The following is a 26,164-nucleotide window of genomic DNA, read 5'->3' on the forward strand; positions in this document are numbered from 1 at the left end:
AGTAATTTTTCTTAATGTTTAAATTTTTAAAACCACCCAATCATAAAATAAGAATCATAATAATTCCAATAAGATTGATATATAGATGAATTAAGATGTGAAATCAAACGTTAATTTATCTTTAAATTCAGTATTTACCAGTATAGTACGGGATGCTGTAACGGATATTACCATCTAATTTTGGAATACAATTTAGAAATATAAGACAAACAATGGAAAAAGTAAAAACATTCAAATACGTAGACTATCTATGGGATGAAAATAAGGCAGCGGCTTTAGGAGACGATCAGGTTGCTTTATTTTTATATCGTTCAAACATTTTGGGAGCTGATTTAAGAATCACAAATTATGGAGGAGGAAATACAAGTTGCAAGACCATCGAAAAAGACCCGTTAACTAATGAAAATGTTGAGGTAATGTGGGTAAAAGGTTCTGGGGGTGACATCGGAACTTTAACAAGAAAAGGAATCGCTGGTTTGTATACAGAAAGACTACGAAACTTAAAAAATGTTTATCAAGGATTAGCTGACGAAGACAGAATGGTTGGTTTGTTCAATCACTGTATTTTCGATTTAGATAGCAAAGCACCTTCTATTGATACTCCTCTTCACGGACTTCTTCCATTCAAACATATCGATCACCTTCACCCGGATGCTTTAATCGCAGTAGCGGCAGCAAAAGATAGTGAGAAAATCACAAAAGAAATCTGGGGAGACACAATGGGATGGGTTCCTTGGCAACGTCCAGGGTTCGATTTAGGATTACAATTAGAAAAATGTTTAAATGATAATCCGGGAATTCGTGGAATCGTCTTAGGAAGCCACGGTTTGTTTACCTGGGGAGATACTTCTTACGAATGCTATATCAATAGTTTAGAAGTTATTGAAATGGCTTCTGAATATATCGCTAAAAAAATTGAAGAGAACGGACAGGTTTTCGGAGGACAAAAAGTTGAATCTCTTTCTCCGGTTGACCGTAAAATAAAAGCAGCTCAGATTATGCCTTTATTGCGTGGTTTGGCTTCTTCAGAAAGCAGAATGGTAGGTCATTTTACAGACAGCGATACTGTTTTAGAATTCATCAACAGTAATGATTTAGACCGTTTAGCTCCACTTGGAACTTCATGTCCTGATCACTTTTTAAGAACGAAAATTCAGCCGTTGATTCTAAGTCTTTCTCCAAATGAAGATTTAACGGATTCAGCTGCAATTTTAGAAAAACTGACTCCTCTTTTCGAACAATACAGAGAAGAATACAAAGAATATTACGAAACGTGCAAACATCCGAACAGCCCTGCAATGCGTGATCCCAATCCGGTGATCATCATTTATCCGGGAGTAGGAATGTTCAGTTTCTCAAAAGATAAACAAACAACACGTGTTGCAAGTGAGTTTTACGTAAATGCAATCAATGTAATGCGTGGTGCGGAAGCTATTTCTGAATATACGTCTTTACCAAGACAGGAAGCATTCGACATCGAATACTGGTTGTTGGAAGAAGCAAAACTTCAGAGAATGCCAAAAGAAAAACCATTGTCAAGAAAAATCGCTGTGGTAACAGGAGCAGGAGGTGGAATCGGACAGGCAATTGCAGATAAAATGGTTCAGGAAGGTGCAGTTGTAGTGTTCACAGACTTAAATCAGGAAGCTTTGGATTCTGTAACGGCGAAATACAGCAAAGATCAGGCTGTAGGTGTTCCGTGTGATGTAACCAACGAACAGGCAATTGCAAACGCTTTCAAAGAAACGGTTTTAGCTTTTGGTGGAGTAGACATCATCGTTCATTCTGCAGGTTTGGCAATTTCCAAATCATTAGAAGATACTACTACTAAAGATTGGGATTTATTAGAAGATGTTCTGGTAAAAGGACAGTTCCTGATGATTAAAAACGGAGTTGAGATCATTAAAAAACAAGGTTTAGGAGGGGATATCGTAAACATTGCAAGTAAAAACGGTTTAGTTGCAGGACCAAACAACGTAGCGTACGGAACAGCAAAAGCTGCTCAACAGCACATGACAAGATTATTGGCGGCTGAATTGGCGACTGATAAAATTAGAGTGAATGTTGTAAACCCGGACGGAGTTATCGTCGGAAGCAAAATTTGGGAAGGTTCTTGGGCAGAAGGAAGAGCAAAAGCAAACGGAATTTCTGTTGAAGAATTACCTGCATTTTACGCAAAAAGAAACCTATTAAACGAAATTATTCTTCCTGAAGACATCGCAAACGGAGTGTTCGCTTGTGTGGCTATTTTAGATAAAAGTACAGGAAACATCATCAATGTAGATGGTGGAATGGCAAATGCATTCCCAAGATAAATTGTAAAACAGATAATTATTAAATTGCTGATTAATTTAAGCTGAAAATAAATAAAATTAAACCATTAAGAATACTTTAGGAATTAAGTAAGATTAAGGATTTGCTGGCAAATTTAAGTATGGATCTTAAGAAATTTATTTCTCTTAATTCTCCTTAAAAACTTAAAAATCTTAATGGTTTAAATTAATTTTAGTTTGTAATCAATCTTCAGTTTAAAAATTTAAAAAATCAAATCATGATTATAGAAAAAGGAATACTTGAACAGTACAATAAAAATGAAGTTGAAAATTTTAATATAGATTTTGATTTTCTACAAAATAAACTAACAAAAACAGGAGTAAATGTTGCTGAAATCGTTAATAAAATTGCAGATTTTCAGGTAGCCATTCCGAGTTGGGCTTTAGGAGCTGGAGGAACACGTTTCGGAAGATTTTCTTACGGTGGTGAACCTTCTTCTTTAGAACAAAAATTAGATGATGTTGGATTAATTCATGCTTTAACGCATTCTGCAGGTGCAGTTTCTCTGCATATTCCATGGGATATACCGAGTGATGTGAAAGCAATCAAAGAAAAAGCGGCTTCTCACGGACTTGTTTTTGATGCGATGAATTCTAACACATTTCAGGATCAGCCGAATGCAAAACATTCCTATAAATTTGGTTCTTTAAATTCAATAAATGAAGATTCTAGAGCTTATGCTGTGGAACATAATAAAGAAGTGATCAGAATCGGAAAAGAATTAGATTCAAAAAGCTTGACTGTTTGGTTGGCAGATGGAGCTAGTTTCCCAGGTCAATTGAATTTCCAGAACGCTTTGTCAAAAACAGAGCAGAGTTTAAAAGAGATCTACGCAGGAATGCCTGAAGACTGGAAATTATTCATCGAATACAAACCTTACGAACCTAATTTCTATTCAACGACCATCCAGGATTGGGGAACGTCTTTCATGTTGGCTAATGCTTGCGGTGAAAGAGCGTATACATTGGTAGATTTAGGACATCATTTGCCGAATTCAAACATTGAGCAAATTGTTGCAACCTTGATGTATAAAGGAAAATTGGGAGGTTTCCATTTCAATGACAGTAAATATGGAGATGATGATTTGACGGTGGGTTCTATCAAACCTTATGCGTTATTCTTAATTTTCAATGAATTGGTTTACGGAATTGAAAACAATCCTCAAAACCCGTATCCGGCTTGGATGATCGATGCAAGTCACAATATCAAAGATCCTTTGGAAGATTTAATTCAGTCTTTAGAAGCGATTTTAATTGCTTATACACAAGCTCTTTTAGTAGATCAGAAAGCGTTAAAAGATGCTCAATTGAATAATGACGTTGTTCGTGCGCAGGAGATTTTACAAAATGCGTATAGAACAGATGTTCGTCCATTATTGAGAGCTGCAAGATTACAGACAGGCGCTGCCTTGGATCCGATTGCGGCGTACAGAAACTTAAAGGTAAGAGAAAACTTAATTACCGAGAGAGGTCTGAACGTAAAAGCAACAGGATTGTAATCTTATTTAAAATTGATAATTTAAACTTTCAGGTGCAATCGAAAGTTTTTAATTATATGTATCCTTATTTTTTTATCATTAAGGTTGAAAGTGTTTAGATTATTAGAATTTTAAGCAGTGCAGCTTAGGAAATTTATGGATTTTTTCTTTATAGATTTTAATATCTGAACACTCCTTAATGGTTCTTGAATACTATCCAACTTTAAAGACTTTGAGCTTAACACAGGGTTGAGCAAAATGTCTTGAAAATATAAAAAAAACACAAAGTATTCATACAAAATTTTTGCAGGAGATTGTTTTGTTTCCTGTAATATAAAAGAACAGATAAAACCAAACCTGAAAAAAATTATTTCGTTTCATCATATACAATTTAATTCATCGCAAGAATGTCTAAAAAAAAGGTAACCATCGTATTTGATATTGGAAAGACCAATAAAAAATTCTTTTTATTTGATAAAAATTATAAAGAAATCGTTCGTGAGTACACCGAACTGCCCCTCACAACGGATGAAGATGGCTATCCGACAGAAGACCTTGCCGCATTGCAGAACTGGATTAAAGATAATTTTAATGCTATTCTGGATGATGAAAATTTTGAAGTAAAAGCAATCAATTTCTCAACGTATGGAGCGAGTTTCGTGCATTTGGATCAAAAAGGAAATGTTCTGACTCCTTTGTACAACTACACCAAACCGATGGATCAGGAAATTCTGGATCTATTTTACGAAAAACACGGAAGTAAACTGAAAATTGCTCGTGAAACCGCTTCTCCACAGGCAGGAATGCTAAACTCAGGACTACAATTGTTCTGGTTGAAATACAAACATCCGGAAGTATTTAAAAAGATCCGTTACAGTCTTCATTTGCCACAGTATTTATCCTATTTGTTTACCGGAATTTGTGTGTCGGAATTTACTTCCATAGGCTGCCACACCAATTTGTGGGATTACGACAAAGCAGATTATCACGACTGGGTGTATGAAGAAGAGATCGATGCTTTATTACCTCCGATTGTACCCACTTCTGCAAGTATCAATACCTCTTACAGAAACAAAAAAATTAAAATAGGCGTTGGAATTCACGACAGTTCCTCTGCGCTTTTACCTTATATTTTAAGTAAAAAAGAACCGTTTTTATTGCTTTCAACAGGAACATGGAGTATTTCTTTAAATCCGTTTAATGATGAAAGTTTAACCGATGAAGATATCGAAAACAACTGTCTGAATTATATGCGAATCGATGGGAAACGAGTAAAAGCATCTCGTTTTTTCATGGGAAATGAATATAAAATTCAGGTTGAAAAACTGTGTGCTCATTATGGTAAAGAATACGGTTTCCATAGAGAAGTGCAGTTCGATCAGGAGTTGTATCTTCGTTTAATGAAGCACAAAGCTGTGTATTTCCGTTTTGAAGGCATTATTTTAAAAAGAAAAATGATCAGTGAGACAGATTTGAATTCTTTTGCTACTTTTGAAGAAGCCTATCATCAATTAATGATCGAATTAATGGATTTACAGATTCATACCATTAAAAATGCGATTGGAAATTCAGAAATTAAAACCATCTATATTGATGGAGGATTTACCGATAATGATGTATTTATGAAGCTGATGTCTCACCATTTTCAGGATTATCATGTAATGTCAACGCATTCTCCGCTAGGTTCTGCGTTGGGAGCTTCTATGGTGATTTCGAATAAGAAGATCGACGATACTTTTTTACAGCAGCATTATCAGATGAAAGTGCTTCAACCTTTAATTCTTAATTTATAATTATGTCATTTCCATTTGATACCCGTTACGCTTCTCTTGAATTATTGATTGAAAGAGCTCAAAAAAGAATGCCTCGTTTTGCCTTCGAATATCTGGATGGAGGTTGTAACGAAAACATCAACAGAGACAGAAATACAAACGAATTGAGAGATGTTCTGCTTCGTCCTCGTTATTTGAATAATACATATGCAGAAGCCAACATGGAAACCGAATTATTTGGTGTAAAATATTCAGCACCCTTCGGAATTTCCCCTGTTGGTTTGCAAGGTCTGATGTGGCCAAATGCTCCTGAAATTTTAGCAAAAGCAGCTTTTAAACATAACATTCCTTTCATTTTAAGTACCGTTACGACAAGCAGTATCGAAAGGATTGCGGAACTAACTGAAGGAAAAGCTTGGTATCAATTGTATCATCCGAGAGAAGAGTGGTTGAGAGACGATATTCTCGATCGTTGTGAAGCTTCCGGTTATGATGTATTGTGTGTGTTATCTGATGTTCCAACTTTCGGGTATAGAGCAAAAGAAATCCGAAACGGTTTGGCAATGCCTCCCCAATTGAATTTCAGAAATGTTTCTCAGGCTTTGGCAAAACCTCAATGGTGTTTAGAAATGCTGAAACATGGAGTTCCGAGTTTTAAAACCATGGAAAAATACATGGATAAAAACATGAACGTAAAACAATTGGGACAATTCATGAACTCTACATTTTCAGGAAGATTAAATTCAGATCGAATCAAAGCAATCCGTGATAAATGGAAAGGCAAGTTGGTCATTAAAGGAGTTGCTTCCGATGAAGATGCCGAAGAAGCAGTACGTTTAGGCTTCGACGGAATGATAATTTCCAATCATGGGGGAAGACAATTAGATGCTGGAGAATCTACAATTGCCGTTGTAAAAGAAATCAGCGAAAAATATAAAGACAAAATTAAAATTATGATGGACAGTGGCGTAAGAACCGGTCCTGATGTTGCCCGTGCTTTGAGCTGTGGCGCAGAGTTTACCTTTATGGGACGTACTTTTATGTATGCCGTTGGAGCTTTAGGAGACAAAGGGGGAGATCACATCATTGAAATGCTTAAAATGCAGTTCAGACAGGTAATGGAGCAGGTGTGCTGTGAAAAGCCAGAAGAATTACAAAATTTTAGAGTAAAATAATACAGAATAAATATTCAATAGAAACGGGCTTTAGCCCGTTTTTTTCTTAAAACATCTTGAATTGGCTTTAGCCAAAACCTAAAACAAATTTTAAACGCAAAGATTTAATTTTGAAAAAGCTCAATTTAAGTGAGTGAAGTAAAGCAACTTTGTCGCTGAAGAAGCCCGCTTCTTAAAAATCAATTCATTGATTTCATTCTTTGCTCACTCAAAATATTCTGAATGAAATGTAAAATCTTTGCGTCAAAAAAAATAACAATATATTTTTAAACCATTAAGAATATTTCAGTTGTTAAGTGTAATTAAGAAAATCAAATAGATTTTTACAAGTATTTTGCCTAAAGCGAAGCTCATCTTAATATTCTCAACTTCTTAATAAAAATCTTAATGGTTCAAAATTAAATATCTTAACAACAAAAAATTCGCAAAGAAAACCCTGCGAATTTTAATTTATAATAAAATAGAATAACTACTTTTTTTTCTCTGATTTTACAGCCTGTCTCGCCAATAATTTCCAGTCATTTTTCACCTTCGTCCACACCAATAAAATATCCAGTGTTACATCACTCGGAGCTTTTCCCGCATCAGCAGTCGTTGCATAAAAATGATGACGAACAATTGCTGTATTTCCAACAATACTTACATTTTGATTGGTAATATCAATGGTTAAAAAGTCCGATTTTTTACTCACTAATTTTTCTACAAATTCTTTTGCATCATCAATGTGACCTCCGGAATGTCCATAAGTTAATTCCGGTAGAATTAAAGATTCTAGCTCAGATTTTTCTCCACTGATCATGGCTAGCCTTAATTTTTCAGCAACAGCATTCACGGCATCTTTGTCATTGATTTTCTGTGCTGAAATAGTTATTGCCAATATAAAGCTCATGGCAAAAATTAATTTTTTAATCATAATTGAATATATAGTTTTAAAGGTATTGTTGTTAGGGTATTTTAATGCAATCGATTGCGCTTTTAGAATGAATTAAGTAAGAAATTATATTTTAAAGAGAATCCCTCTGAATAAATTTAAATACATTATTTACAGACTCTTTTTTATTTTTTAAAATCATATACGCTGCAGATTCTCCCATCGCTTTGAAATCTGTTGTAATCACAGTAATTCCCAACAATTCTTTTAATGGGGTTTCATTGTAAGAAATAATGCCGATGTCTTCGCCTAATTTCAAATTGTTTTGTCTGACTTGTTTTACCAGATTCACCAGATCACGTTCACGAATTGTGATGAAAATATCCTTTTGCAATTCCATGTCGGGATAGATTTCATCCAGAATTTCATAATCCAGTTTAAAATCTTTACAAAACTTTTCAAAACCACGGACAATACGGAAAGGATAAGGGTGAATTGATTTATTAGGATATACCAAGATAATTTTTTCATATTTCTTGATCTTATCTAAACCTTCTTTCAGAGCATCATAAATATCATGCTCAAAATCCTGGAAAATAGAGCCGTATTCCCCTGAAATATTCGGTTTGGTATTATCCAGTACCAGCAATTTATTTTTAGGAATTTTTTCAATCATATCGATCACTTCCTGTGTAGAACTTGTATGTTTTGACTGTTCATCGCGGAAATGAGGCATGATGACATAATAATCAAAACCACCAAGATTTTTCTTTAAAGAATTAATAAAAAGCGTTTCGTCACAATGGTAAATATACATCTCTACATTGCCTTTGGTACCGATTGCATTGACGAAATAATTATAAATCATCATTTTATAAGTACTTGGCTTATTGATCAAAAAGAAGATATTGATGATGTCGTTTTTATTAACCCGTGAAATATAATATCCTTTGCCTTTTACAGATTCGATGATTTGCCTTTTCCTAAGCTCTTTATAAGCCTTTTCTACTGTATCTCTTGAAAGAAAACAGGACTCACTAAGCTCATTGATGGAAGGGATTTTTTCTCCGATCTGAATCTCTCCGCCATCAATGCCATTCAGAATCGAATCTACAATTTGTTTGTATTTCGGAACTCTGGAATGTTCATTAATATAAATTTCGAATGTTTCTGCCATGGCTTTAAATAAAGGGATATTAGTGTCAAATTAAGAAATAACTCCAAAATTTGACTTACAATCATGGGAGACAAGTTACGAATTTTTTACAAGTTATTCTTTAATTATGTTAAATTAATAAAGATGCTTTTATTCAGCTGAAATTAATGTAAGAATTGAGTATACTGAAGAGAAAATATCTGAAATTTTCCGACCAAATAGGGAGGGAAATTCTGGAAAATCTTTAAGTTGTGCAAATAATTCTAATAAAAAAAGCCTGCCCTTTTCAGAACAGACTTTGAACTATATGAATGTGAAAAAAATTAAGGCATTTTTTTGAAACCTTCGGCTTTTATTTTCCATGAACCATCTTTTGGAAAACCAGGGAATTCACCCGTAGAATTGTCCCAACCTTCTAACATCATCGCAACTGTTGTTAACACTCCGCCATTTCCAGGAAGATAAATTCTCAATCTACCATCCTGATAATTGTGTCCGTTTTTCAAATACGTATTCGTTTGAATATTCATGAAAAGCGCATCCAGCGCTTTGTTAGGAAGACCTAATCTTGCGGCAGTCATCGCAGTCATCGGAAAATCCCAACCCCATGTATGTTCCCAGTTCCATCTTTCCCAGACGATATCCAAGGTGTTTTTCATGATTTTCTTATCCAGTTTTGACGATTCAGGAACCATTCCTAAAGCGCCCAAAACAGAAGGGTGATCAGTCATCCATTTCGGGAATGTGAAAGAATCTTTCGCTGATTCTGTCGATAAATACACATTATCCTGAACCGGAAGCGGTGCCAGTTTTGAAATGACATCATCCCATTTTTTATCTCTTTTCTCTCCTAATCTTTCCTTCCATTGCTGAGCGACTTTCAGTGCCCAATCCCAATACGCAACTTCATAAGTTGGATTGTAGGTATCTTTCGCAGGGAAAACTTCTTGTGCAGGAATGACTCCTTTTCCTAGGTTATAACGGTTTTTCTCTTTATCGTAAGTAGCGAAATCTGCCATAAATTCAGCTGTTGCAAAAATCAGATCTTTGTATTTTTCCAACACTTTTTTATCCTTGTTATTTCGATATAAAAGCTCTGTCATATAAATTAAATGTGGTTGTTCCCAAATCAAAAATGCAGCAACAGAAGAAGGACTTTCGTTTCCGTCATTATCCGACATTTTGATCCAACGAACTCCTTTATAACCTTGTCTTTCAGCTAATTTTTTTGCTTTTTCAAACGATCTGAAATAATAATCCAATTGCTTTTCCAAAATTTCAGGTCTTCCCCACAAAGCGTAGTGAACACCGTGCCACCAATGCATTTCCGTGTGTGGTTTTCCATACCAGCTGTTGAATGTTAATCCGGTTTCTTGTGGCGGATTGCTTCCTCCACATTGAACTTTGGTTAAATATTCTGAAAGTACCACTCTGCGCTCCAGTTCGTTGGCTCTCTTATCGGTACTTCCTTCAAAATCAACGGCTGCACCGCTTTCCCAGAAGCTTTTCCAGTTGGACGTGCTTTCTTTTTCGGCATCTGCAAACAAACTTTTAGAAGTTTTTTGATTTTTAGCTGAAAATTCAACACTTAATTCAACCGTTTTGTTTTTTGTAGATGGCTCGTAAACGAAATGGTGTTTTCCTGCTTCACTTAATTTACCCTCTGTAAAATATAATTGAGTAAAATAATCAGCAGTTTGTAACTTATGTTCAATCAACCCTTGTGTTGCATTAGATGAGATAATTTTTGTTGAATGTTGATTTTCATTTCCGTAAAAAGCTGCGTCATCCAAAAATTGTCCGGTCGGAGAAGGGTAGTGAGCGAATACTTTTAATCTTTTTTGAGAAATTAAATCAGATTCAATTTTTACCCCAATTTTATCTGAATTTTGGAAAGAAGCCGTCCAAACTTTTACAGGAGTTCCTTCCAAAGTAAATTCACTCGTAATAATTCCCGTCCATAAATCAATTTTCTGGTTGATGTTCTGTAAATCTGAAATTTTAGCTTTCTGGCCATCTTTTTTATACAGCTCGATTCCTATGTTTCCTAGTTGCAGACGATGCTGATTCACACGAAAATATTCAACGGCTTTTTTGTTGCGTTCAGGTTCCTTGATTTGAACACTATACAGTGCTTTCCGTCCGTCATTATTAAAATCGTAGGGTTTTAAAGTTTCTTCAAACTTATAACCTTCAGTATTTGGAAAACTGTTCCATCCCCATTCTGACTGAGTTCCCAGAGAAACTCCATTCTTATAATATTCCGGGAAAGACTGCATTCCGGTAATGTCAACGGTGTATGCAAATTTTCCGTTTCCAACCGTTAAAGAAGATAAAGTATCTGCTTTTACATTCACAATATTATGTCGCTGAACGACTTTTTTACGGTCGATTTTCTGAGCATTGAGAGGAGAAAATCCAATGCAAAAAAGGCTCAGGTATATGACTAATTTTTTCATTCTATTTTTTTATTTTAAAACAGTAGCACTCATCATTCCGATAACAACATCGTTGCTTACTGCCGTTAATTGTATTGATTTTAATTCTTTGTTTGGATCAATTGGCAAATCTAAAATGGTTGCAGCTCCGCCTTCTACAGCACGGTCCGAAAATCCTTTGATACCTGAATATTGACGCAAACTTCCGCCTTTATACAATTCCCCTGTTTTCAGTTGAACTCTGTAAGGAATTTTGTCATCCGGAATTTCAAAAGCGAAATTATCATCAAACAAATCCTGCTCAATCGGCCACCAGTTCACCGGATTTTTCAGTTTCAATTCTGAAGTTGAGCCATCAACATATTGAACAGTAATTTTTCCGTTAATGATTTGTGACTGCATCGGATTGGTAGTACCTGTCATCAGGAAATACATTTTCTTTCCTTTACCTGAAACAGGGATTTCAATTGATTTCGGATAATTATCCCACTGACTTGTAAAGACAATATTTTTATCTGCTTTATTATCAATAAGGAAAGGTATTCCAAGGAAATCAACCTTCCCGTTTTTTCTTTTATTCATCAATCCGTTGTCGTCGATTTGAGCGGTAATCAATGGATAGCACCAATTTCCTATTCCCTGCCATGGAAGCTGTAGAGTAGGGACGTTGAGTCTGGGTGAAAGGTATTTCTGATTGAAAATTTCCGTAACTTTTTCATTGTATGTTGAAGCTAATGAAACGATATTGAAATCGCCTTGATTTTCAATTTCCCAATCTGTGATCTCAATATTTTGTTTAATTCCGTTGTATTCAAGCTCAATAGAATTGGTTCCTTTAGTTAAATAGTTTGCAGGAATTTCAATAGAAATATTTTGATTTTTTTGAACTGAAAAAGGTTTATTTAAACCATTAATACTCGGTTTTCCATTGATGGTATTTGTTGATTTTGATTGAATGGTAAGTTTTTTATTTTCCCATTTTGTTTCCAAAGGAAAACGGATATCCACATTCACAGGTTGCCACCAAGTGGTTCCGTTTTGTTCAACTTGTACGAAAAATGTTCCTTTTCTTTCTTGTTGAATTAATTCAAATTGTGGACTGACCACCCCGTCTTCTCCCTTTGGTCGAATCCACCCCTCCAAAGGAGGGGAATTTTTAATTAATCCTTGAGGATCATAAACTTGTTTAATTTTCTTTTTTGAATCTAAATTCAACTGAAGATTTTCGGAAATATAATTGATATAATCAGTTTGCTCATTTTTCAATTCTTCTCCGGAATAAATGATTTCAATGTTAAATTCTTTTCCAGCTGGTGTTTTAAATTGTACAAAAGGTTGCAAAATAGAATTTGGTTTTATTTGCCATTCTACTTTCTTTCCGTTTACTTTTACCGATTTTATATTAGAATGATTCACCGGAATCTGCATTTCCAAAGCAACCGGTTTCGAATAATTTGATTTGAAAAAATATGCTGCTTTCTTTGAATTTCGGTTAAATTTAAATTCCCAATCCGGAAGTTTTAATGCTGCAAAATTCCAGTCTTTTGGAAAGCCTGGTTTTATTTCAATGGTATTGTCTAGTAATTTAGGATAAACTCCGAAAAGTCCTTCCGTTAAGGTTCTTGCAGCAACGCCGATCGGATCTGCAAAATCACGGTACAATTCTCCACGAAATGCATCGTAATGAGATAGCTGCTCAAAATTTCCCGGACTGATTCCATAATACATGCTTTCGACAAGGTTTCCCTTCCACAGTTGGTAAGCATCTTCATTTCTTCCCGATTGCCAATACGCCAAAGCCGTTTGTAAGTTTTCCGCCAAAGCAACATTGTTAATCGACCAGTCATAAGGCTGCCAATTGGTGGTAGAAAGTGTATAATAGTCTTTGTTTACAGCACCTTTCACTGTGACAGGAATCTTCGGAATATGATTGTTGATGTACTGTAAATTTTGATAATCCTCAAATTCATTTAAAATATAGGCATCCGAAACATGGTAAATCGACCAGATTCCGGGGATGTCATGAAGGGTTTGATTTCCCAAAGCGTCTTTATATTCAGCGAAATGTCCTTTGTTTTTAATCCAAAGCTGGGCTTTCATCGCATTTAAAATACTTTCTGCTTCTTTTTCATAAGGTTGAGGATTTTCACCTATAATTTTTGCCAGTTTAGCCATTTCGCGGTTGGCTCTGTAATTATAGGCCGAAGTATGGGTAACTTTTCCACCCGAATATTGTAATGCGTCACTTGCCCAAATGGCTGCATAGGCATCATACAAATCACCACGTTTGAAGTTTCTTTTTTCCCAGTCCATGTGACGAACCATTGTCGGCCACATTTTCTTTAGAAATTCAAGATCTCCGGTGTAGTTGAAATGCGTAAACATTTGGTCAAAAAACACCAGATTCATATCATAATGATGCGGTTTTGTATTATCGTTCGGATTTCTGGAAATATATCCGCTTGAAAATACAGAGTTCCCAATTTTCTCAGCATGTCGAGCCAAATGAAGATTCGTATCCATTTCTACAGGAGCAAAATCGGGCTGTAAAATCTGTGAATTGGCATAACTTTCAAAGTGTTCTTTTGCACGATCGTGCCAACTGAGAACGTCTGCAACATAAGCTCCACGCCACGCATTTAAACGCATTCTCCATGCTACAGCACCGTGAAGATAAGTAGGGCTTTCCCAGATTCCATCGGCTGCAACAGCCAGATTAGCTCCGAAGTTATTTAACTCTGCATCAGGTGTATTTAGTTGAACTTGATTGGTTAATGTTAATCGTGATCTTTCAGCTTCATTAAAAAGCATTTTTAAGTCTTCATCAGAAAAACTTTTATTAGATTTTCCTTTAGAGATTTGAATATAAACAGGTTGCTGTTGTGCTGAATAGGAAGCGTAAATAATCGGAGATTTATCTATTTTATTTTGAGTAAAAGTAGAAAGGTTTTCCAATGTTTTTGCATCGGTCATCTGCAAAAAAGGAACATTTGAAAAGTTCCCATTAACGATTTGAGCTTCTTTTTTCTTGTTTAAATAATTCAATTGAAACTGATTTTTTAATGCCTGAAACTGATTATTCGAACAATATTCAGGCAACAGATAAAATCCAGATTCCGGATCTGCACCAATGTCTCCATTTCTGCTGAAAGTTGTACCACTTGCACCACCGTAAATGGCGTAAATTTTTGTCGAAGAATCTATATTTTCGGTTTCCATTTTTAGAACCAGGCCTTCTTCTTTTGATTGTGCTAAAACGGTCAGTTTTAAAGTTCCAAATCCAAGAATCGGATCTTTAATACTATAAAGCATTGAACCGGGACGATAACGTGTTTCAATTTTTTCTGCATTAATCAGTTTTTTAATGGAATTTCCTTTTTGGATAACAAACTGCAGATTTCCACCCATTCCGGGAAGATATAATGCAAATTCAGGTAGATCTCCGGCTTCTACACGTGAAGCACGACTATCACCGTACAATGCACGGTTGAAACGGTATTTTCCATTTACTAATAAAAAATCACCTTTGTCTTCCTTGTAGTGCAATTCACGTTCTTTATTCTGCCAATGTTTCGATTGGGAATAAGAATGTGAGAATGTTGATAAAACAATAAGTCCGGCCAGAATGGTTTTTCTTCGCATTTTAGTCTTTTAGCTCGGTTAATGGCTTCCCGTTAACAGTTACTTTTTTCAGAGTTACATTTTTCATGTAATCTACTTTATAAGGAATCTGAATTCCATTCATTTTAGCATTGATCATGGTAAAATCTGTGACAGGAGACGTTTCGTAAGCATCAGAAAATACGGCATATTTTCCTCCTTTATCTACGGTAAGATTTTCTACCCAGATATTTCTGATAGTCGGAATATGATTTCCCGGTTTTTCATAGTGCATATTGAAACGAACGGCTGCTTCTTTGTAAGCTCCAACTTTCGTATTATAGAAAAATACGTTTTCGATAATTCCTCCACGGCTTGAACTGGTTTTAATTCTCAATGCTCTGTCAAGGTTTTCGCTGTCCATCACGTTTCCTATCGCATAAATATTTTTTGCTCCTCCAGCAATTTCACTTCCAATTACCACTCCGCCGTGTCCGTCTTTCATTTCACAGTTTTCTATGATGTGGTTTTCGGCAGGTCTTCCGATGTCTCTTCCGTCTTCATCTCTTCCTGATTTTATAGCAATACAATCATCACCTGTGTCGAAATAGCAGTCTTTGATCCATACATTTTTACATGCTTCAGGATCGCAACCGTCATTATTAGGACCGTGACTGATTACTCTCACTCTTTCGATCAAAACATTTTCACAAAGAACAGGGTTTAGATTCCACATAGGAGAATTCTTTACCTCAACATCTGCCATCCAGAAATTTTTGCATCGGTAAGGCTGAACAAAATTTGGTCTTAAGTAATATCCGTCTCCAAAAATTCTTTCTCTTGCCGGTTTTCTCTCAGCCATATATTCGTGAAGTTTTGCACGGGCAGGATTTTGTCTTCCGGGGCGAGAGGTGTTGTATCCATATTTTGTTGCACCGCACCAGAACCACCAGTTATCATTATCTGCATTTCCATCTAAGATTCCCTTTCCGGTAACTGCAATATTTTCTTCTTCGTAAGCGTAAATTAAAGAGGAATAATTCATACATTCCATTCCTTCCCATCTTGTAAACACAATAGGGTAGTCATTACTGTCCTGACTGAATAAAATGGTAGAACCGTCGCTTAAATGTAAATTGACGTTGCTTTTTAAGTAAATAGCACCTGTCAAGAATACTCCTTTAGGAACAATTACCCTTCCACCACCTTCTGCATTACATTTTTCAATGGCTTTTTTGAAAGCTTCCGTATTTTTTGTTTTTCCGTCACCAATAGCCCCAAAATCTGTAATCAAATAGTCCTGTTGACGGAAATTGGGCTTTACAATTTGTTTTTTCAGAGCTTTAATTTCCTGTAAGGGCTGCTTTGATGAAGTCCACGCTTTATATTGGGCAGGAATCTGTATTGATAGTAGTAAAGCCAGAAAGAGTAAAGCACATTTTTTCATAATGATTTGAAATTGTTTAGTTTTTAAAGAATTTTTTGATTATTTCTTTATATATCGCAATCTAAAATTATTGTGATTAAAAATTATCCTGCACTGTCGGGATAATTAAAATAAATTTTTCACTTTATGTAATCGATTGCATAATTTCGAAGATAAACAAAATATTACTATATGAAATCAAGAACGATAATTATAAATTAATACATAAGAATTATGATTTTATCATGTTTTAAATCAAATTTTTAGATTGAAAAATTTCTAAGTTTAAATAGAAATAAAGTCAATCGATGGTTTTACTTAAATCTAACCTCTGATTTCATAAATCAAATAAATTATTATAACTTGCATCTATTATGATGTCCAAACGTTGCAAATATGCTTTAAAAGCGATGGTAAGGTTAGCCAAGAATTATAATCAGGGCTTTCTGTCTACCTCTGTTATTGCGCAAGACGAAAATATTCCTAAAAAATTTTTGGAGCAAATTCTGCTGGAATTAAAAAGAGCAAAATTGGTGAACAGTAAACAGGGAACTGCCGGTGGATATTATTTGTTGAAATCTCCCGATGATGTTTCTTTAGCTGATCTTTACCGTATTTTTGACGGACCTATTGCTCTTACTCCCTGTGTTTCTTTAAACTTTTACGAAGCTTGTGATGATTGTGTAGATGAAGCATCATGTTATCTGAGGAATGAATTAATCAATGTTCGTGAAAAAACCAGAAAAAGCATGATGGAGGCTACTTTAACGGCTTTCATGCAAAAGAAATAAATTTTTTTAGATTTAAATTCTACTAATTTGATAGGAGTTATAGAATTAATATATATATTTGCATCAATTAATTTCAAGATGCAATGGAAAACAGTCTGAAAAAAGAATTTGATGAGCTGCTTGAAGAAACGTCTGATACGGTTTCTCAAGAGGGTTTTCTCCGTTTATTAGCGGAGAGATTTCCTCAGAAACTGATCTTTTCTACCAGTTTCAGTTATGAAGATCAGGTGGTGACCCATTTGATAAAAGATTTAGATATTCAGATTTTTACACTGGATACAGGAAGGCTTTTTGAACAGACCTATGAAACTTGGGCAGCTACAAAAGCATTTTTTAAAAAGAATATCAAAGCTTATTATCCGGATGCTGAAGAGCTGCAACAATTTGTAACAGAAAATGGACCGGATTCATTCTATCAATCGGTAGAGAAAAGAAAAGAGTGCTGTAATGTCCGTAAAGTTCATCCTTTAAAAAAAGCACTCAAAGGTTATAAAGTCTGGATCACGGGATTAAGATCGGAGCATTCTTTAAACAGACAACATATGCCTCAACTGGAATGGGATCACGATAATCAAATTATCAAATACCATCCAATTCTTCACTGGACGACACAAGAGGTTACAGATTATGTTCAAAAAAATCAGCTTCCTTATAATTACCTGCATAAAAAAGGTTTTGCAAGTATTGGATGTGCACCTTGTACGAGAGCAATTCAGGAAGGAGAAGATTTCAGAGCTGGCCGATGGTGGTGGGAAGATGCCAATAAAAAAGAATGCGGTTTACATATTCATCAATAAAAACAAACAAAAATGTCAACATTAAATTATTTAGATCAATTAGAATCTGAGTCTATTTACATATTAAGGGAAGTAGCAGGACAATTTGAACGACCTGCATTACTGTTTAGCGGAGGAAAAGACAGTATTGTTTTGGCTCATTTGGCTTCGAAAGCATTTCGTTACGGAAAAATTCCTTTCACTTTTGTCCATATAGATACGGGACATAATTTTCCTGAAGTTTTGGAATTTCGAGATAAGCTGGTCAGCCAAATAGAGGTGGATTTGGTGGTTCGTAAAGTGGAAGATACGATTAGAAGCCGAAAATTAACAGAGCCTAAAGGTAAATTTCCGAGCAGAAACTGGTTGCAGACTTTTACCTTATTAGATACCATTGAAGAATTTGAATTTGATGCCTGTATTGGAGGGGCGAGAAGGGATGAGGAAAAAGCTAGAGCTAAAGAAAGAATATTTTCGGTGAGAGATGAATTCGGGCAATGGGATCCTAAACTTCAACGTCCTGAATTGTGGAATATTTTCAACGGGAAAATTCATAAAGGGGAAAATGTGAGAGTGTTTCCTATCAGCAACTGGACAGAACTTGATATCTGGAGCTATATCCAAAGAGAAGAAATAGAGCTTCCTTCTATCTACTTCTCTCATGAAAGAGAGGTGATAGATCTTAACGGACAATGGATCGCCCATTCTCAATATGCAACTTTGGAATCTGATGATATTATCACCACAAAAAAGATCCGTTATCGTACCGTGGGAGATATGACCTGCACTGCAGCGGTGGAATCTGAGGCGATTACTATTGATGGAGTGATTGAAGAAATAGTCGCGACCAGAATTTCGGAAAGAGGAGAAACGAGAATCGATGATAGAGTCACCGAAGCCGCGATGGAAGACCGTAAAAAAGGAGGCTATTTTTAATCAATAATCAGCAATTAGTAATGGGCAATAATTCTATGTAGAGCAAATTACTCATTACCTATTACTCATCATTAATGAATTACATATGGATATTTTAAGATTTATAACAGCAGGAAGTGTAGATGACGGGAAAAGTACCCTTATCGGAAGACTGCTTTACGATAGCAAAAGCATTTTGCAGGATCAGTTGGAGGTTCTGGAAAAACATTCAAAAAATAAAAATGAAGACGGAGTTGATCTTGCTCTTTTGACCGACGGTTTACGTGCGGAAAGAGAACAGGGAATTACAATAGATGTTGCTTACCGGTATTTTTCAACGTCTAAAAGAAAATTCATCATTGCAGATGCTCCGGGACACGTTCAGTACACGAGAAATATGATTACGGGAGCCTCTAATTCAGATTTGATGGTGATTCTTATTGATGCCCGTAAAGGAGTTATTGAGCAAACCAGAAGACATTCTATTATTGCATCACTGCTTAAACTGAAAAAAGTGGTGGTTGCAATCAATAAAATGGATATGGTTGATTATTCAGAAGAAGTTTACGAAGCCATAAAAGAAGAATACTCAACCATTGCCGAAAATTTAGGATTAAATAATGTGAGCTATTTCCCTATATCTGCTCTGAAAGGAGATAATATTGTCTCATTGTCCTCAAAAACAGATTGGTATCAAGGAAGTTCACTGTTAGAATATTTGGAAAATGTTGAGTTGAATGAAGAATTTGCAAGTGGAAGTCGTTTTCAGGTTCAGTATGTTATTCGTCCACAAACTGAGGAATTGCACGATTATCGTGGATATGCAGGAAAAGTATTAAGCGGACAATTCAGAAAAGGAGACCAGATTCACATTCTTCCGGCAGGGATTACTACAGAAATCTCTAAAATCGAAATTAATGGAATTGAAAATGATTTTGCTGTGGAAGGGCAACCTGTGGTATTGCATGTTACAGATGATGTAGATATCAGCAGAGGTGATTTTTTTGTCACAGCCGAAGAACTTCCTTTTGTTGAAAAAGATGTAGAAGTTCTATTGTGTTGGCTCGATCAAAAATCACTGCAAGCGGGTAACAAATACGTATTGCAGCATCACAGCAGAGTATTGAAAGCGGTAGTGAAGGAGATTGATTACAAGATTAATGTCAACACTCTCGTAAAGGAAAAAGCTGAAGGAGATATAAAGCTTAATGAGATTGTAAAAGTAACGCTTAGAACGGCTCAACCTCTGGTTTTCGATAGTTTTATCAATAATAAGAGAACGGGATCGGCTATTCTGGTCGATGAAACCTCAAACTCAACGGTTGCGGCATGCATAATTCAATAAGTAATGGAAAAATCAGATGACTTTATTGAAAAAGTTTTCAAAAAGAAACAACAAAATTCTTTAGGATTCTTTGATAAAAATGAAGCAGAAATTTTTGTTGAAGAGCTCTATAAAGTACTTTTTCTTCCACAGTCTGTAAATACTCAGGAGCAGTTAGAAAAAGACTTTACAAGACTCCGCAAGATTCTTTTAAATCTGATCAATAGCATCATTGAAGATAAAACGCTTTCTGAAAAGCATGTTGATCAGTTTTCTGAAGCTTTGCCCAGACTTTATGAGATGCTGACTGTAGATGCAGAAGCTATTTTAGAGTTTGATCCGGCTACAGAATCATTAGAAGAAATTCTTCTTTCCTATCCCGGTTTTTTTGCAACGTATGGATACCGGATTTCCCATCAACTGTGGAATCAGAGAATAAAAATACTGCCGCGTATTATTTCTGAATATACACACAGCAAAACAGGAATAGATATTCATCCCGGAGCAGAGATAGGAGAGCATTTCTTTATCGATCACGGAACGGGAATCGTGATAGGAGAAACGACTGTAATTGGCAATCATGTAAAAATTTATCAGGGAGTAACCCTCGGTGCTTTGCATGTTTCCAAAGAAAAAGCCAACCAAAAAAGACATCCGAATATTGAAGACCATGTCATTATCTATTCCGGAGCTACCATTTTAGGAGGAGATACAACCATTGGCAGAGAAAGTATTATTGGAGGAAATGTATGGATTACACAAGATGTTCCTTCTCATTCTCTGGTCTACCATAAAAGTGAAATAAAAATAAAGGATAATAGCTCGTTGCCGGAATCCTTAACCTTTGTTATATAAAAAAAATAAAAGACAATATAAAATTGAAACGGTATGAAGTTCCAAAACACACTAGAAACAATTGGGAATACGCCCATCGTAAAAATTAATAAGCTGTTCAGTCCTGAACATGAAATCTGGATTAAACTTGAAAAAAGTAACCCGGGAGGAAGTATTAAAGACAGAATTGCATTGGCAATGATTGAAGATGCAGAAGAAAAAGGATTGCTGAATAAAGAAAGCATAATCATAGAGCCTACAAGTGGAAACACAGGAATAGGACTTTCTTTGGTAGCCGCAGTGAAAGGTTACAAGCTTATTTTGGTCATGCCCGAAAGTATGAGTGTGGAACGCCGTAAAATTATGGAAGCATACGGAGCAGAATTTGTGTTGACTCCTAGAGAAAAAGGAATGAAAGGAGCTATTGAAAAAGCGAATGAACTTTCAGCAGAAACCCCTAATTCTTGGATTCCGAGACAGTTTGATAATCCTGCCAATGTAAAAGTTCATACCGAAACCACGGCGCAGGAAATTCTGAATGACTTTCCTGATGGATTAGATTATGTAATTACCGGTGTAGGAACAGGAGGACATATTACAGGAATTGCAAAAGCACTGAAACAAAAATATCCTGATATTAAAGTAATTGCAGTAGAACCTGAGTTGTCTCCTGTTTTAAGTGGAGGAGAACCGGCACCACATCCATTGCAGGGATTAGGAGCAGGATTTGTTCCTTCTATATTAGATACTACCGTATTGGATGGAATCATCAAGATCGGAAAAGATGAAGCTTTTCAGTATGCGATAGATGCAGGGAAAAAAGAAGGACTTTTTGTTGGGATCTCTACAGGTGCGGCTTTAGCAGCAGTAGCTAAACAGCTTCCGGAAATACCGAAAAGTTCAAAAATATTAACAATTAATTACGATACAGGAGAGAGATATCTGTCCGTTGAAGGACTCTTCTAACCTCTAATATCCCTATTTACAATGAAAACGACTATTAAAACACCAAAGGTTTACCTTATTGGTGCAGGACCCGGCGACCCTGATTTGATCACGATGAAAGCAGTTAAAGCGATTGCAGCAGCAGATATTATCCTGTCCGATCGTTTGGTGAGCCCGGAAATTTTAGAGCATTATGCAGATAAAAATGCAGAAATTATATATGTAGGAAAAGAATGCAGTAAAAATGCGTCTACTCCTCAATCTCTTATTAATAAACTGATGGTTAACTATGCCTTTCAGAATAAAAAGGTAGTACGACTGAAAGGAGGAGATGTTTCTATTTTTTCGAATATTCTGGATGAATTGCAAACCTTAAAAGAAAACAAAATTTCCTATGAGATCATCCCCGGAATTACAGCTGCGTTAGGTGCTGCTGCTTATGCAGGAATGCCTTTGACGGCAAGAAACTACGCTACCTCCGTAAGGTTTCTTACTTATTATAAATCTGAAATTCTGGATGAGAACTATTGGAAAGAGCTGGCTGTAACGAATGATACACTTGTATTTTATATGTCCAAAGGAAACCTCTCAAATCTTGTAGAAAAGTTTGTTGAGCTTAATGTTTCAAGAGAGAAAAAAATTGCCATTATTGAACAGGCAACTACGCCTTATCAAAAAGTGTACACTTCCTCTTTTGATGATTTCAAAACAAATTTTGCAGATAAAAACTTTGCTTCCCCATCATTGGTGGTAATCGGAAAAGTAGTTAATCTGCATGAAGAATTTTCCTGGCTGGAAAATGCAGAGCATGAAGGTCTTTATTTTAAATCGGTGGTGAATGGAAGTCTTGTTCCAGCCACACAAAACTTTTTTCAATATGCTGTCTGAAACTAAATTTAATATTCTCAAGCAAATATCCGGAGAGTTTTCAAGAGATGAAACCATCTGGGCAAGCGGTTATTTGGCGGGACTTGCAGGAGCAACCAGTGGAGTCATTCAACATTCCTTGCAACAGACCAATCCGGAAAGCGAAACTTCCGTAAAGAAAATAACACTTGCCTACGGTACAGAAACGGGAAACAGTAAAAAACTGGCAACAGAACTTGCCGGAATCATCAAGAAAAAAGGAATTCAGGTGAAACTGGCAGACCTTTCCCAATATAAACCTAAAGACCTTGTAAAAGAAGAATTTTTCTTTGTAGTGATCAGTACACAAGGAGAAGGAGAACCACCTATTCTGGCTAAGAAATTTTATGATTACATTCATGAAAATGAATTGGTGCTTAATCAGTTGAAATTCGGAGTTCTGGCTTTGGGAGATAGTAGCTATCCTCAATTTTGCAAAACCGGGGAAGAGATTGATTTCCGTTTTGAAATCTTGGGCGCCGAGCGAATTATTCCATTGAAAAGATGCGATATTGATTATGAGGATGAAGCTCGTCATTGGATTGAGCATATCTATGAAGTTCTCACAAAAACTTCAGTAAAAAGTCAATCAACACTTTCTATTCCGAAAAAATCTACGGGTAGAAAAAAATATCAGGGACAAATTTCGGCAGTGATTAACCTTAACGATATTACTTCAGAAAAAGAAACGTACCATATTGAAATAGAAACGGAGGAGCCGATTATGTACAGTCCGGGAGATGCTTTAGGTGTATTGCCTTATAATCCTAGATCTGTAGTGGAAGAAATCATTCAATTGACGGGTATTAATGCTGAAAAACAGATTGAAACCACGAAAATTACTGCCAGTGTAGATGAGCTTTTGTATAAGCATCTAAATATCAGTTATCTTTTAAAAACAACGGTAGCTCAATATGCTGATATTACAGGACACCAGATTCCCGAAGTTCGTTTAAGCCTTCTGGATCTGCTTAAAATATACCCTGTAAAAAATGCAGTTCAATTTGAAGAAGTTATTAACATTTTAACCTATCAAGCGCCGCGTTTATATTCTATTTCTTCTTCTCCTGAAGCCCATGGAAATACTGAAATTCATATTACGGTTGCCAAATCGGAATACCTTATTGATGATAAAAAGCAAAACGGATTATGTAGCGGATTTTTAAGTGAATTTAACGAGGGAGATGCTGTTGAATTTTATATTCAGGAAGCTAAACATTTTAAACTTCCTCAATCAGATAAAGACATTATTATGATTGGTCCCGGAACAGGCATTGCCCCTTTCAGATCTTTTTTATGGGAAAGAGATGCGGTAGGAGGCGAAGGAAGAAATTGGCTGTTTTTCGGAGACCGGAATTTTATTTCTGATTTTCTTTACCAATCTGAAATTCTTGATTTTATGAAAACAGGAACACTTAATAATTTAGATATGGCATTTTCTAGGGACACCGCTCAAAAAGTATATGTTCAGGATAAAATCAGGAAGAAAGGAAATGAAATATTTAATTGGCTGGAAGCTGGAGCCTCTCTCTATGTATGCGGAACCAAAGATCCTATGAGTAAAGATGTTGAAGAAACCCTTTTGAATATTATTCAGGACCAGGGAAAACGCAACAAAGACGAAGCGCGTATTTATCTTGAAGAAATGGAACTCAACGGGCGGTATGCCAAAGACGTGTATTAATGTATTCTGAATAAAAAGTAAAACAAACAATGAACAATAAAGATAACCTTTCACCGGTAGAAAGAATTAAAACCGGAAGTAATGGTCTTAGAGGAACTTTGAAGGAGAGCCTCTCGGATGATTTCACCGGAGCCATACGAGAAGACGATCAAACACTGATTAAGTTTCACGGAATGTATCAGCAGGATGACAGAGACCGAAGAGAAGAACGTGTGGCTAAAAAACTGGAATGGCTGTATTCCTATATGATCAGATTAAGGCTTCCGGGAGGTTTTTTAACTTCTGAGCAATGGATAGGGCTGAATGAAGTCGCAAAAGAACATTCTACGGGAACCATAAAAATTACGACCAGACAAACCATACAATTGCATGGGATTCTGAAATCTCATTTAAGACCAACTATTCAAGAGTTTAATCTGCAACATCTGGATTCGATCGCAGCTTGTGGAGATGTTAACAGAAATGTGACCTGTACCTCAAATCCATCCGAATCACCATTGCATCAGGAAGTCTATGAACTGGCGGGTAAAATAAGTGAAATGTGTCTGCCAAAAACCAAAGCCTATTATGACATCTGGATTGATGATGAATTGCTGATAGACCGAAAAGCGGAGGAAGATCCCTTATATCAGGATCGGTATTTACCCAGAAAATTGAAAATAGGAATCGCCATTCCGCCGAATAATGATGTTGATGTATTCATTAATGATATTGCATTAATCGCGATTATCGAAAACAATAAAGTGATCGGATATAATATTGCTGCAGGAGGAGGTTTGGGAGCTACTCACGGAAATGAAGCCACCTATCCGCGTCTTGCTTCCCTGTTGGGATTTGTAGATACGGAAGAAAAAGCACTAAAAGCGGTCTATGAAATTATAACGGTACAACGTGATTTCGGAAACAGAAGCGACAGAAAACTCTCCAGACTTAAATATACCATCGATAAACTCGGAATCGATTCATATAGAAAAGAAGTAGAAAAAAGAACAGGCTTTGCTTTTGAAGCGGCTAAAGAATTTAAGTTTGAACAGAGAAAAGACCGTTACGGTTGGGTACAAAATCATGAAGGAAAATGGTTTTATACCGTATTTGTTGAGCATGGAAGAGTGTTGGATATAGAAGAATATCCACTGAAATCAGGGTTGTTAAAAATTGCTGAAACCGGAAAAGTGAACTTCCGTTTTACCTGTAATCAAAACCTTCTGCTTGCAGATATTCAGGAAGAAGATAAAGAACATATTGAAAGCCTTTTGAAAGCCTTCGGAATTTCCGATGCGACTGACAACGCGAGTGCTTTGCGTAAAAATTCTGTGGCTTGTGTCGCGTTAAATACCTGTTCGCTGGCTTTGGCAGAAGCACAACGTTATTTACCTTCTTTGGTCACAAAAATAGAACCTGTTTTAGAGAAATATGGTCTTTTACAGGACGATATTACCATTCGTATGACGGGATGTCCAAACGGTTGCGGGAGATCTCCCAATGCGGAAATCGGTTTTGTAGGGACTGCGTATGGTAAATACAATCTTCATATTGGAGGTGATCGATTGGGATTACGCCTTAACACAAAATTCAAAGAAAATATAGGTGAAAGTGAAATTCTAGCTACGTTGGATGAACTTTTTGGAATTTATGTAAAGGAAAAGGAAACCGAAGAAACCTTTGGTGACTTTTCCTATCGTTATCTGCAAACCATAAAATAAATATAATGAACAATAAGTATTACCGTCAGAAGAAATT

The 26,164-nt window shown here is 35.9% G+C and carries 18 protein-coding genes; 13 read left to right on the top strand and 5 right to left on the bottom strand.

All coding sequences use genetic code 11. The features are described 5' to 3' along the window. Positions 1–212 precede the first annotated feature (212 nt). The 4 genes from RM51_RS11325 to RM51_RS11340 all read left to right on the top strand — a co-directional run bounded on the left by RM51_RS11325 (position 213) and on the right by RM51_RS11340 (position 6,758). Entirely contained in the window at positions 213–2,315 is a 2,103-nt protein-coding gene (locus RM51_RS11325) for a bifunctional rhamnulose-1-phosphate aldolase/short-chain dehydrogenase (protein ID WP_039369217.1), read from the top strand. A gap of 236 nt (positions 2,316–2,551) precedes the next feature. Continuing rightward, positions 2,552–3,832: a sugar isomerase gene (locus RM51_RS11330; RefSeq protein ID WP_039369220.1), complete on the top strand. Its 1,281-nt coding sequence runs from the start codon at positions 2,552–2,554 to the stop codon at positions 3,830–3,832. A 386-nt stretch (positions 3,833–4,218) separates the two neighbouring features. Beyond that, on the top strand, positions 4,219–5,604 hold the full coding sequence (locus RM51_RS11335; protein WP_039369223.1) for an FGGY-family carbohydrate kinase: 1,386 nt from the start codon (positions 4,219–4,221) through the stop codon (positions 5,602–5,604). Between the two features lie 2 nt (positions 5,605–5,606). Beyond that, positions 5,607–6,758 (top strand): alpha-hydroxy acid oxidase, encoded by a 1,152-nt coding sequence (locus tag RM51_RS11340; RefSeq protein WP_039369226.1) that lies wholly within the window; start codon positions 5,607–5,609, stop codon positions 6,756–6,758. Positions 6,759–7,227: 469 nt separating this feature from the next. Here the strand turns inward: RM51_RS11340 and RM51_RS11345 are convergent, their stop codons facing one another. The 5 genes from RM51_RS11345 to RM51_RS11365 form a co-directional block, all read right to left on the bottom strand. Next, positions 7,228–7,671 (bottom strand): nuclear transport factor 2 family protein, encoded by a 444-nt coding sequence (locus RM51_RS11345; RefSeq protein ID WP_039369229.1) that lies wholly within the window; start codon positions 7,669–7,671, stop codon positions 7,228–7,230. 91 nt (positions 7,672–7,762) lie between these two features. Then, a complete protein-coding gene (locus RM51_RS11350) occupies positions 7,763–8,806 on the bottom strand; it encodes a GntR family transcriptional regulator (protein ID WP_039369232.1) in 1,044 nt (347 codons plus the stop codon). A 302-nt stretch (positions 8,807–9,108) separates the two neighbouring features. Further along, a complete protein-coding gene (locus RM51_RS11355; RefSeq protein ID WP_039369236.1) occupies positions 9,109–11,244 on the bottom strand; it encodes a hypothetical protein in 2,136 nt (711 codons plus the stop codon). A gap of 9 nt (positions 11,245–11,253) precedes the next feature. Further along, complete coding sequence (locus RM51_RS11360; RefSeq protein WP_039369240.1) at positions 11,254–14,865, bottom strand: DUF4450 domain-containing protein; 3,612 nt, start codon at positions 14,863–14,865, stop codon at positions 11,254–11,256. Position 14,866: 1 nt separating this feature from the next. Further along, positions 14,867–16,270, bottom strand: coding sequence for a glycoside hydrolase family 28 protein (locus RM51_RS11365; protein ID WP_039369243.1), 1,404 nt, complete (start codon positions 16,268–16,270; stop codon positions 14,867–14,869). 353 nt (positions 16,271–16,623) lie between these two features. Between RM51_RS11365 and RM51_RS11370 the strand changes: the two genes are divergently transcribed. From RM51_RS11370 to RM51_RS11410, 9 genes are all read left to right on the top strand, one after another. Then, positions 16,624–17,040: an RrF2 family transcriptional regulator gene (locus RM51_RS11370; protein WP_081999165.1), complete on the top strand. Its 417-nt coding sequence runs from the start codon at positions 16,624–16,626 to the stop codon at positions 17,038–17,040. Positions 17,041–17,123: 83 nt separating this feature from the next. Further along, a complete protein-coding gene (locus RM51_RS11375; protein ID WP_052248482.1) occupies positions 17,124–17,837 on the top strand; it encodes a phosphoadenylyl-sulfate reductase in 714 nt (237 codons plus the stop codon). Between the two features lie 12 nt (positions 17,838–17,849). Next, the gene (gene cysD / locus RM51_RS11380; RefSeq protein WP_039369246.1) at positions 17,850–18,752 is read left to right on the top strand and encodes a sulfate adenylyltransferase subunit CysD; all 903 of its coding nucleotides are present in this window, start codon (positions 17,850–17,852) and stop codon (positions 18,750–18,752) included. A gap of 85 nt (positions 18,753–18,837) precedes the next feature. Beyond that, on the top strand, positions 18,838–20,076 hold the full coding sequence (locus RM51_RS11385; RefSeq protein WP_039369249.1) for a sulfate adenylyltransferase subunit 1: 1,239 nt from the start codon (positions 18,838–18,840) through the stop codon (positions 20,074–20,076). A gap of 3 nt (positions 20,077–20,079) precedes the next feature. Continuing rightward, positions 20,080–20,910: a serine O-acetyltransferase EpsC gene (gene epsC, locus RM51_RS11390; protein ID WP_039369253.1), complete on the top strand. Its 831-nt coding sequence runs from the start codon at positions 20,080–20,082 to the stop codon at positions 20,908–20,910. A 33-nt stretch (positions 20,911–20,943) separates the two neighbouring features. After that, positions 20,944–21,855 (top strand): cysteine synthase A, encoded by a 912-nt coding sequence (gene cysK / locus RM51_RS11395; RefSeq protein WP_039369255.1) that lies wholly within the window; start codon positions 20,944–20,946, stop codon positions 21,853–21,855. 21 nt (positions 21,856–21,876) lie between these two features. After that, positions 21,877–22,722 carry a uroporphyrinogen-III C-methyltransferase gene (gene cobA, locus RM51_RS11400; RefSeq protein WP_039369257.1) on the top strand — a complete coding sequence of 282 codons (846 nt, stop codon included), beginning with the start codon at positions 21,877–21,879 and terminating at the stop codon, positions 22,720–22,722. Further along, positions 22,712–24,424, top strand: a complete 1,713-nt coding sequence (locus RM51_RS11405; RefSeq protein ID WP_039369259.1) for a diflavin oxidoreductase — start codon at positions 22,712–22,714, stop codon at positions 24,422–24,424. The genes cobA and RM51_RS11405 overlap by 11 nt, the downstream gene beginning before the upstream one ends. A 29-nt stretch (positions 24,425–24,453) precedes the next feature. After that, the gene (locus RM51_RS11410) at positions 24,454–26,127 is read left to right on the top strand and encodes an NADPH-dependent assimilatory sulfite reductase hemoprotein subunit (RefSeq protein ID WP_039369262.1); all 1,674 of its coding nucleotides are present in this window, start codon (positions 24,454–24,456) and stop codon (positions 26,125–26,127) included. Positions 26,128–26,164: the final 37 nt, after the last annotated feature.

Origin of the sequence: Chryseobacterium taiwanense, assembly GCF_000813825.1 — a bacterium.
Taxonomy (GTDB): Bacteria; Bacteroidota; Bacteroidia; order Flavobacteriales; family Weeksellaceae; genus Chryseobacterium; species Chryseobacterium taiwanense.

Bases quoted from the DNA above. Each gene is read 5' to 3' on its own strand.
- cysD (WP_039369246.1), top strand. From the start codon at position 17,850: ATGTCAACATTAAATTATTTAGATCAATTAGAATCTGAGTCTATTTAC.
- RM51_RS11405 (WP_039369259.1), top strand. From the start codon at position 22,712: ATGCTGTCTGAAACTAAATTTAATATTCTCAAGCAAATATCCGGAGAG.
- RM51_RS11340 (WP_039369226.1), top strand. From the start codon at position 5,607: ATGTCATTTCCATTTGATACCCGTTACGCTTCTCTTGAATTATTGATT.
- RM51_RS11345 (WP_039369229.1), bottom strand. From the start codon at position 7,671: ATGATTAAAAAATTAATTTTTGCCATGAGCTTTATATTGGCAATAACT.
- cobA (WP_039369257.1), top strand. From the start codon at position 21,877: ATGAAAACGACTATTAAAACACCAAAGGTTTACCTTATTGGTGCAGGA.
- RM51_RS11375 (WP_052248482.1), top strand. From the start codon at position 17,124: ATGGAAAACAGTCTGAAAAAAGAATTTGATGAGCTGCTTGAAGAAACG.
- RM51_RS11365 (WP_039369243.1), bottom strand. From the start codon at position 16,270: ATGAAAAAATGTGCTTTACTCTTTCTGGCTTTACTACTATCAATACAG.
- cysK (WP_039369255.1), top strand. From the start codon at position 20,944: ATGAAGTTCCAAAACACACTAGAAACAATTGGGAATACGCCCATCGTA.
- RM51_RS11325 (WP_039369217.1), top strand. From the start codon at position 213: ATGGAAAAAGTAAAAACATTCAAATACGTAGACTATCTATGGGATGAA.
- RM51_RS11335 (WP_039369223.1), top strand. From the start codon at position 4,219: ATGTCTAAAAAAAAGGTAACCATCGTATTTGATATTGGAAAGACCAAT.
- RM51_RS11355 (WP_039369236.1), bottom strand. From the start codon at position 11,244: ATGAAAAAATTAGTCATATACCTGAGCCTTTTTTGCATTGGATTTTCT.
- RM51_RS11360 (WP_039369240.1), bottom strand. From the start codon at position 14,865: ATGCGAAGAAAAACCATTCTGGCCGGACTTATTGTTTTATCAACATTC.
- RM51_RS11330 (WP_039369220.1), top strand. From the start codon at position 2,552: ATGATTATAGAAAAAGGAATACTTGAACAGTACAATAAAAATGAAGTT.
- epsC (WP_039369253.1), top strand. From the start codon at position 20,080: ATGGAAAAATCAGATGACTTTATTGAAAAAGTTTTCAAAAAGAAACAA.
- RM51_RS11410 (WP_039369262.1), top strand. From the start codon at position 24,454: ATGAACAATAAAGATAACCTTTCACCGGTAGAAAGAATTAAAACCGGA.
- RM51_RS11370 (WP_081999165.1), top strand. From the start codon at position 16,624: ATGATGTCCAAACGTTGCAAATATGCTTTAAAAGCGATGGTAAGGTTA.
- RM51_RS11350 (WP_039369232.1), bottom strand. From the start codon at position 8,806: ATGGCAGAAACATTCGAAATTTATATTAATGAACATTCCAGAGTTCCG.
- RM51_RS11385 (WP_039369249.1), top strand. From the start codon at position 18,838: ATGGATATTTTAAGATTTATAACAGCAGGAAGTGTAGATGACGGGAAA.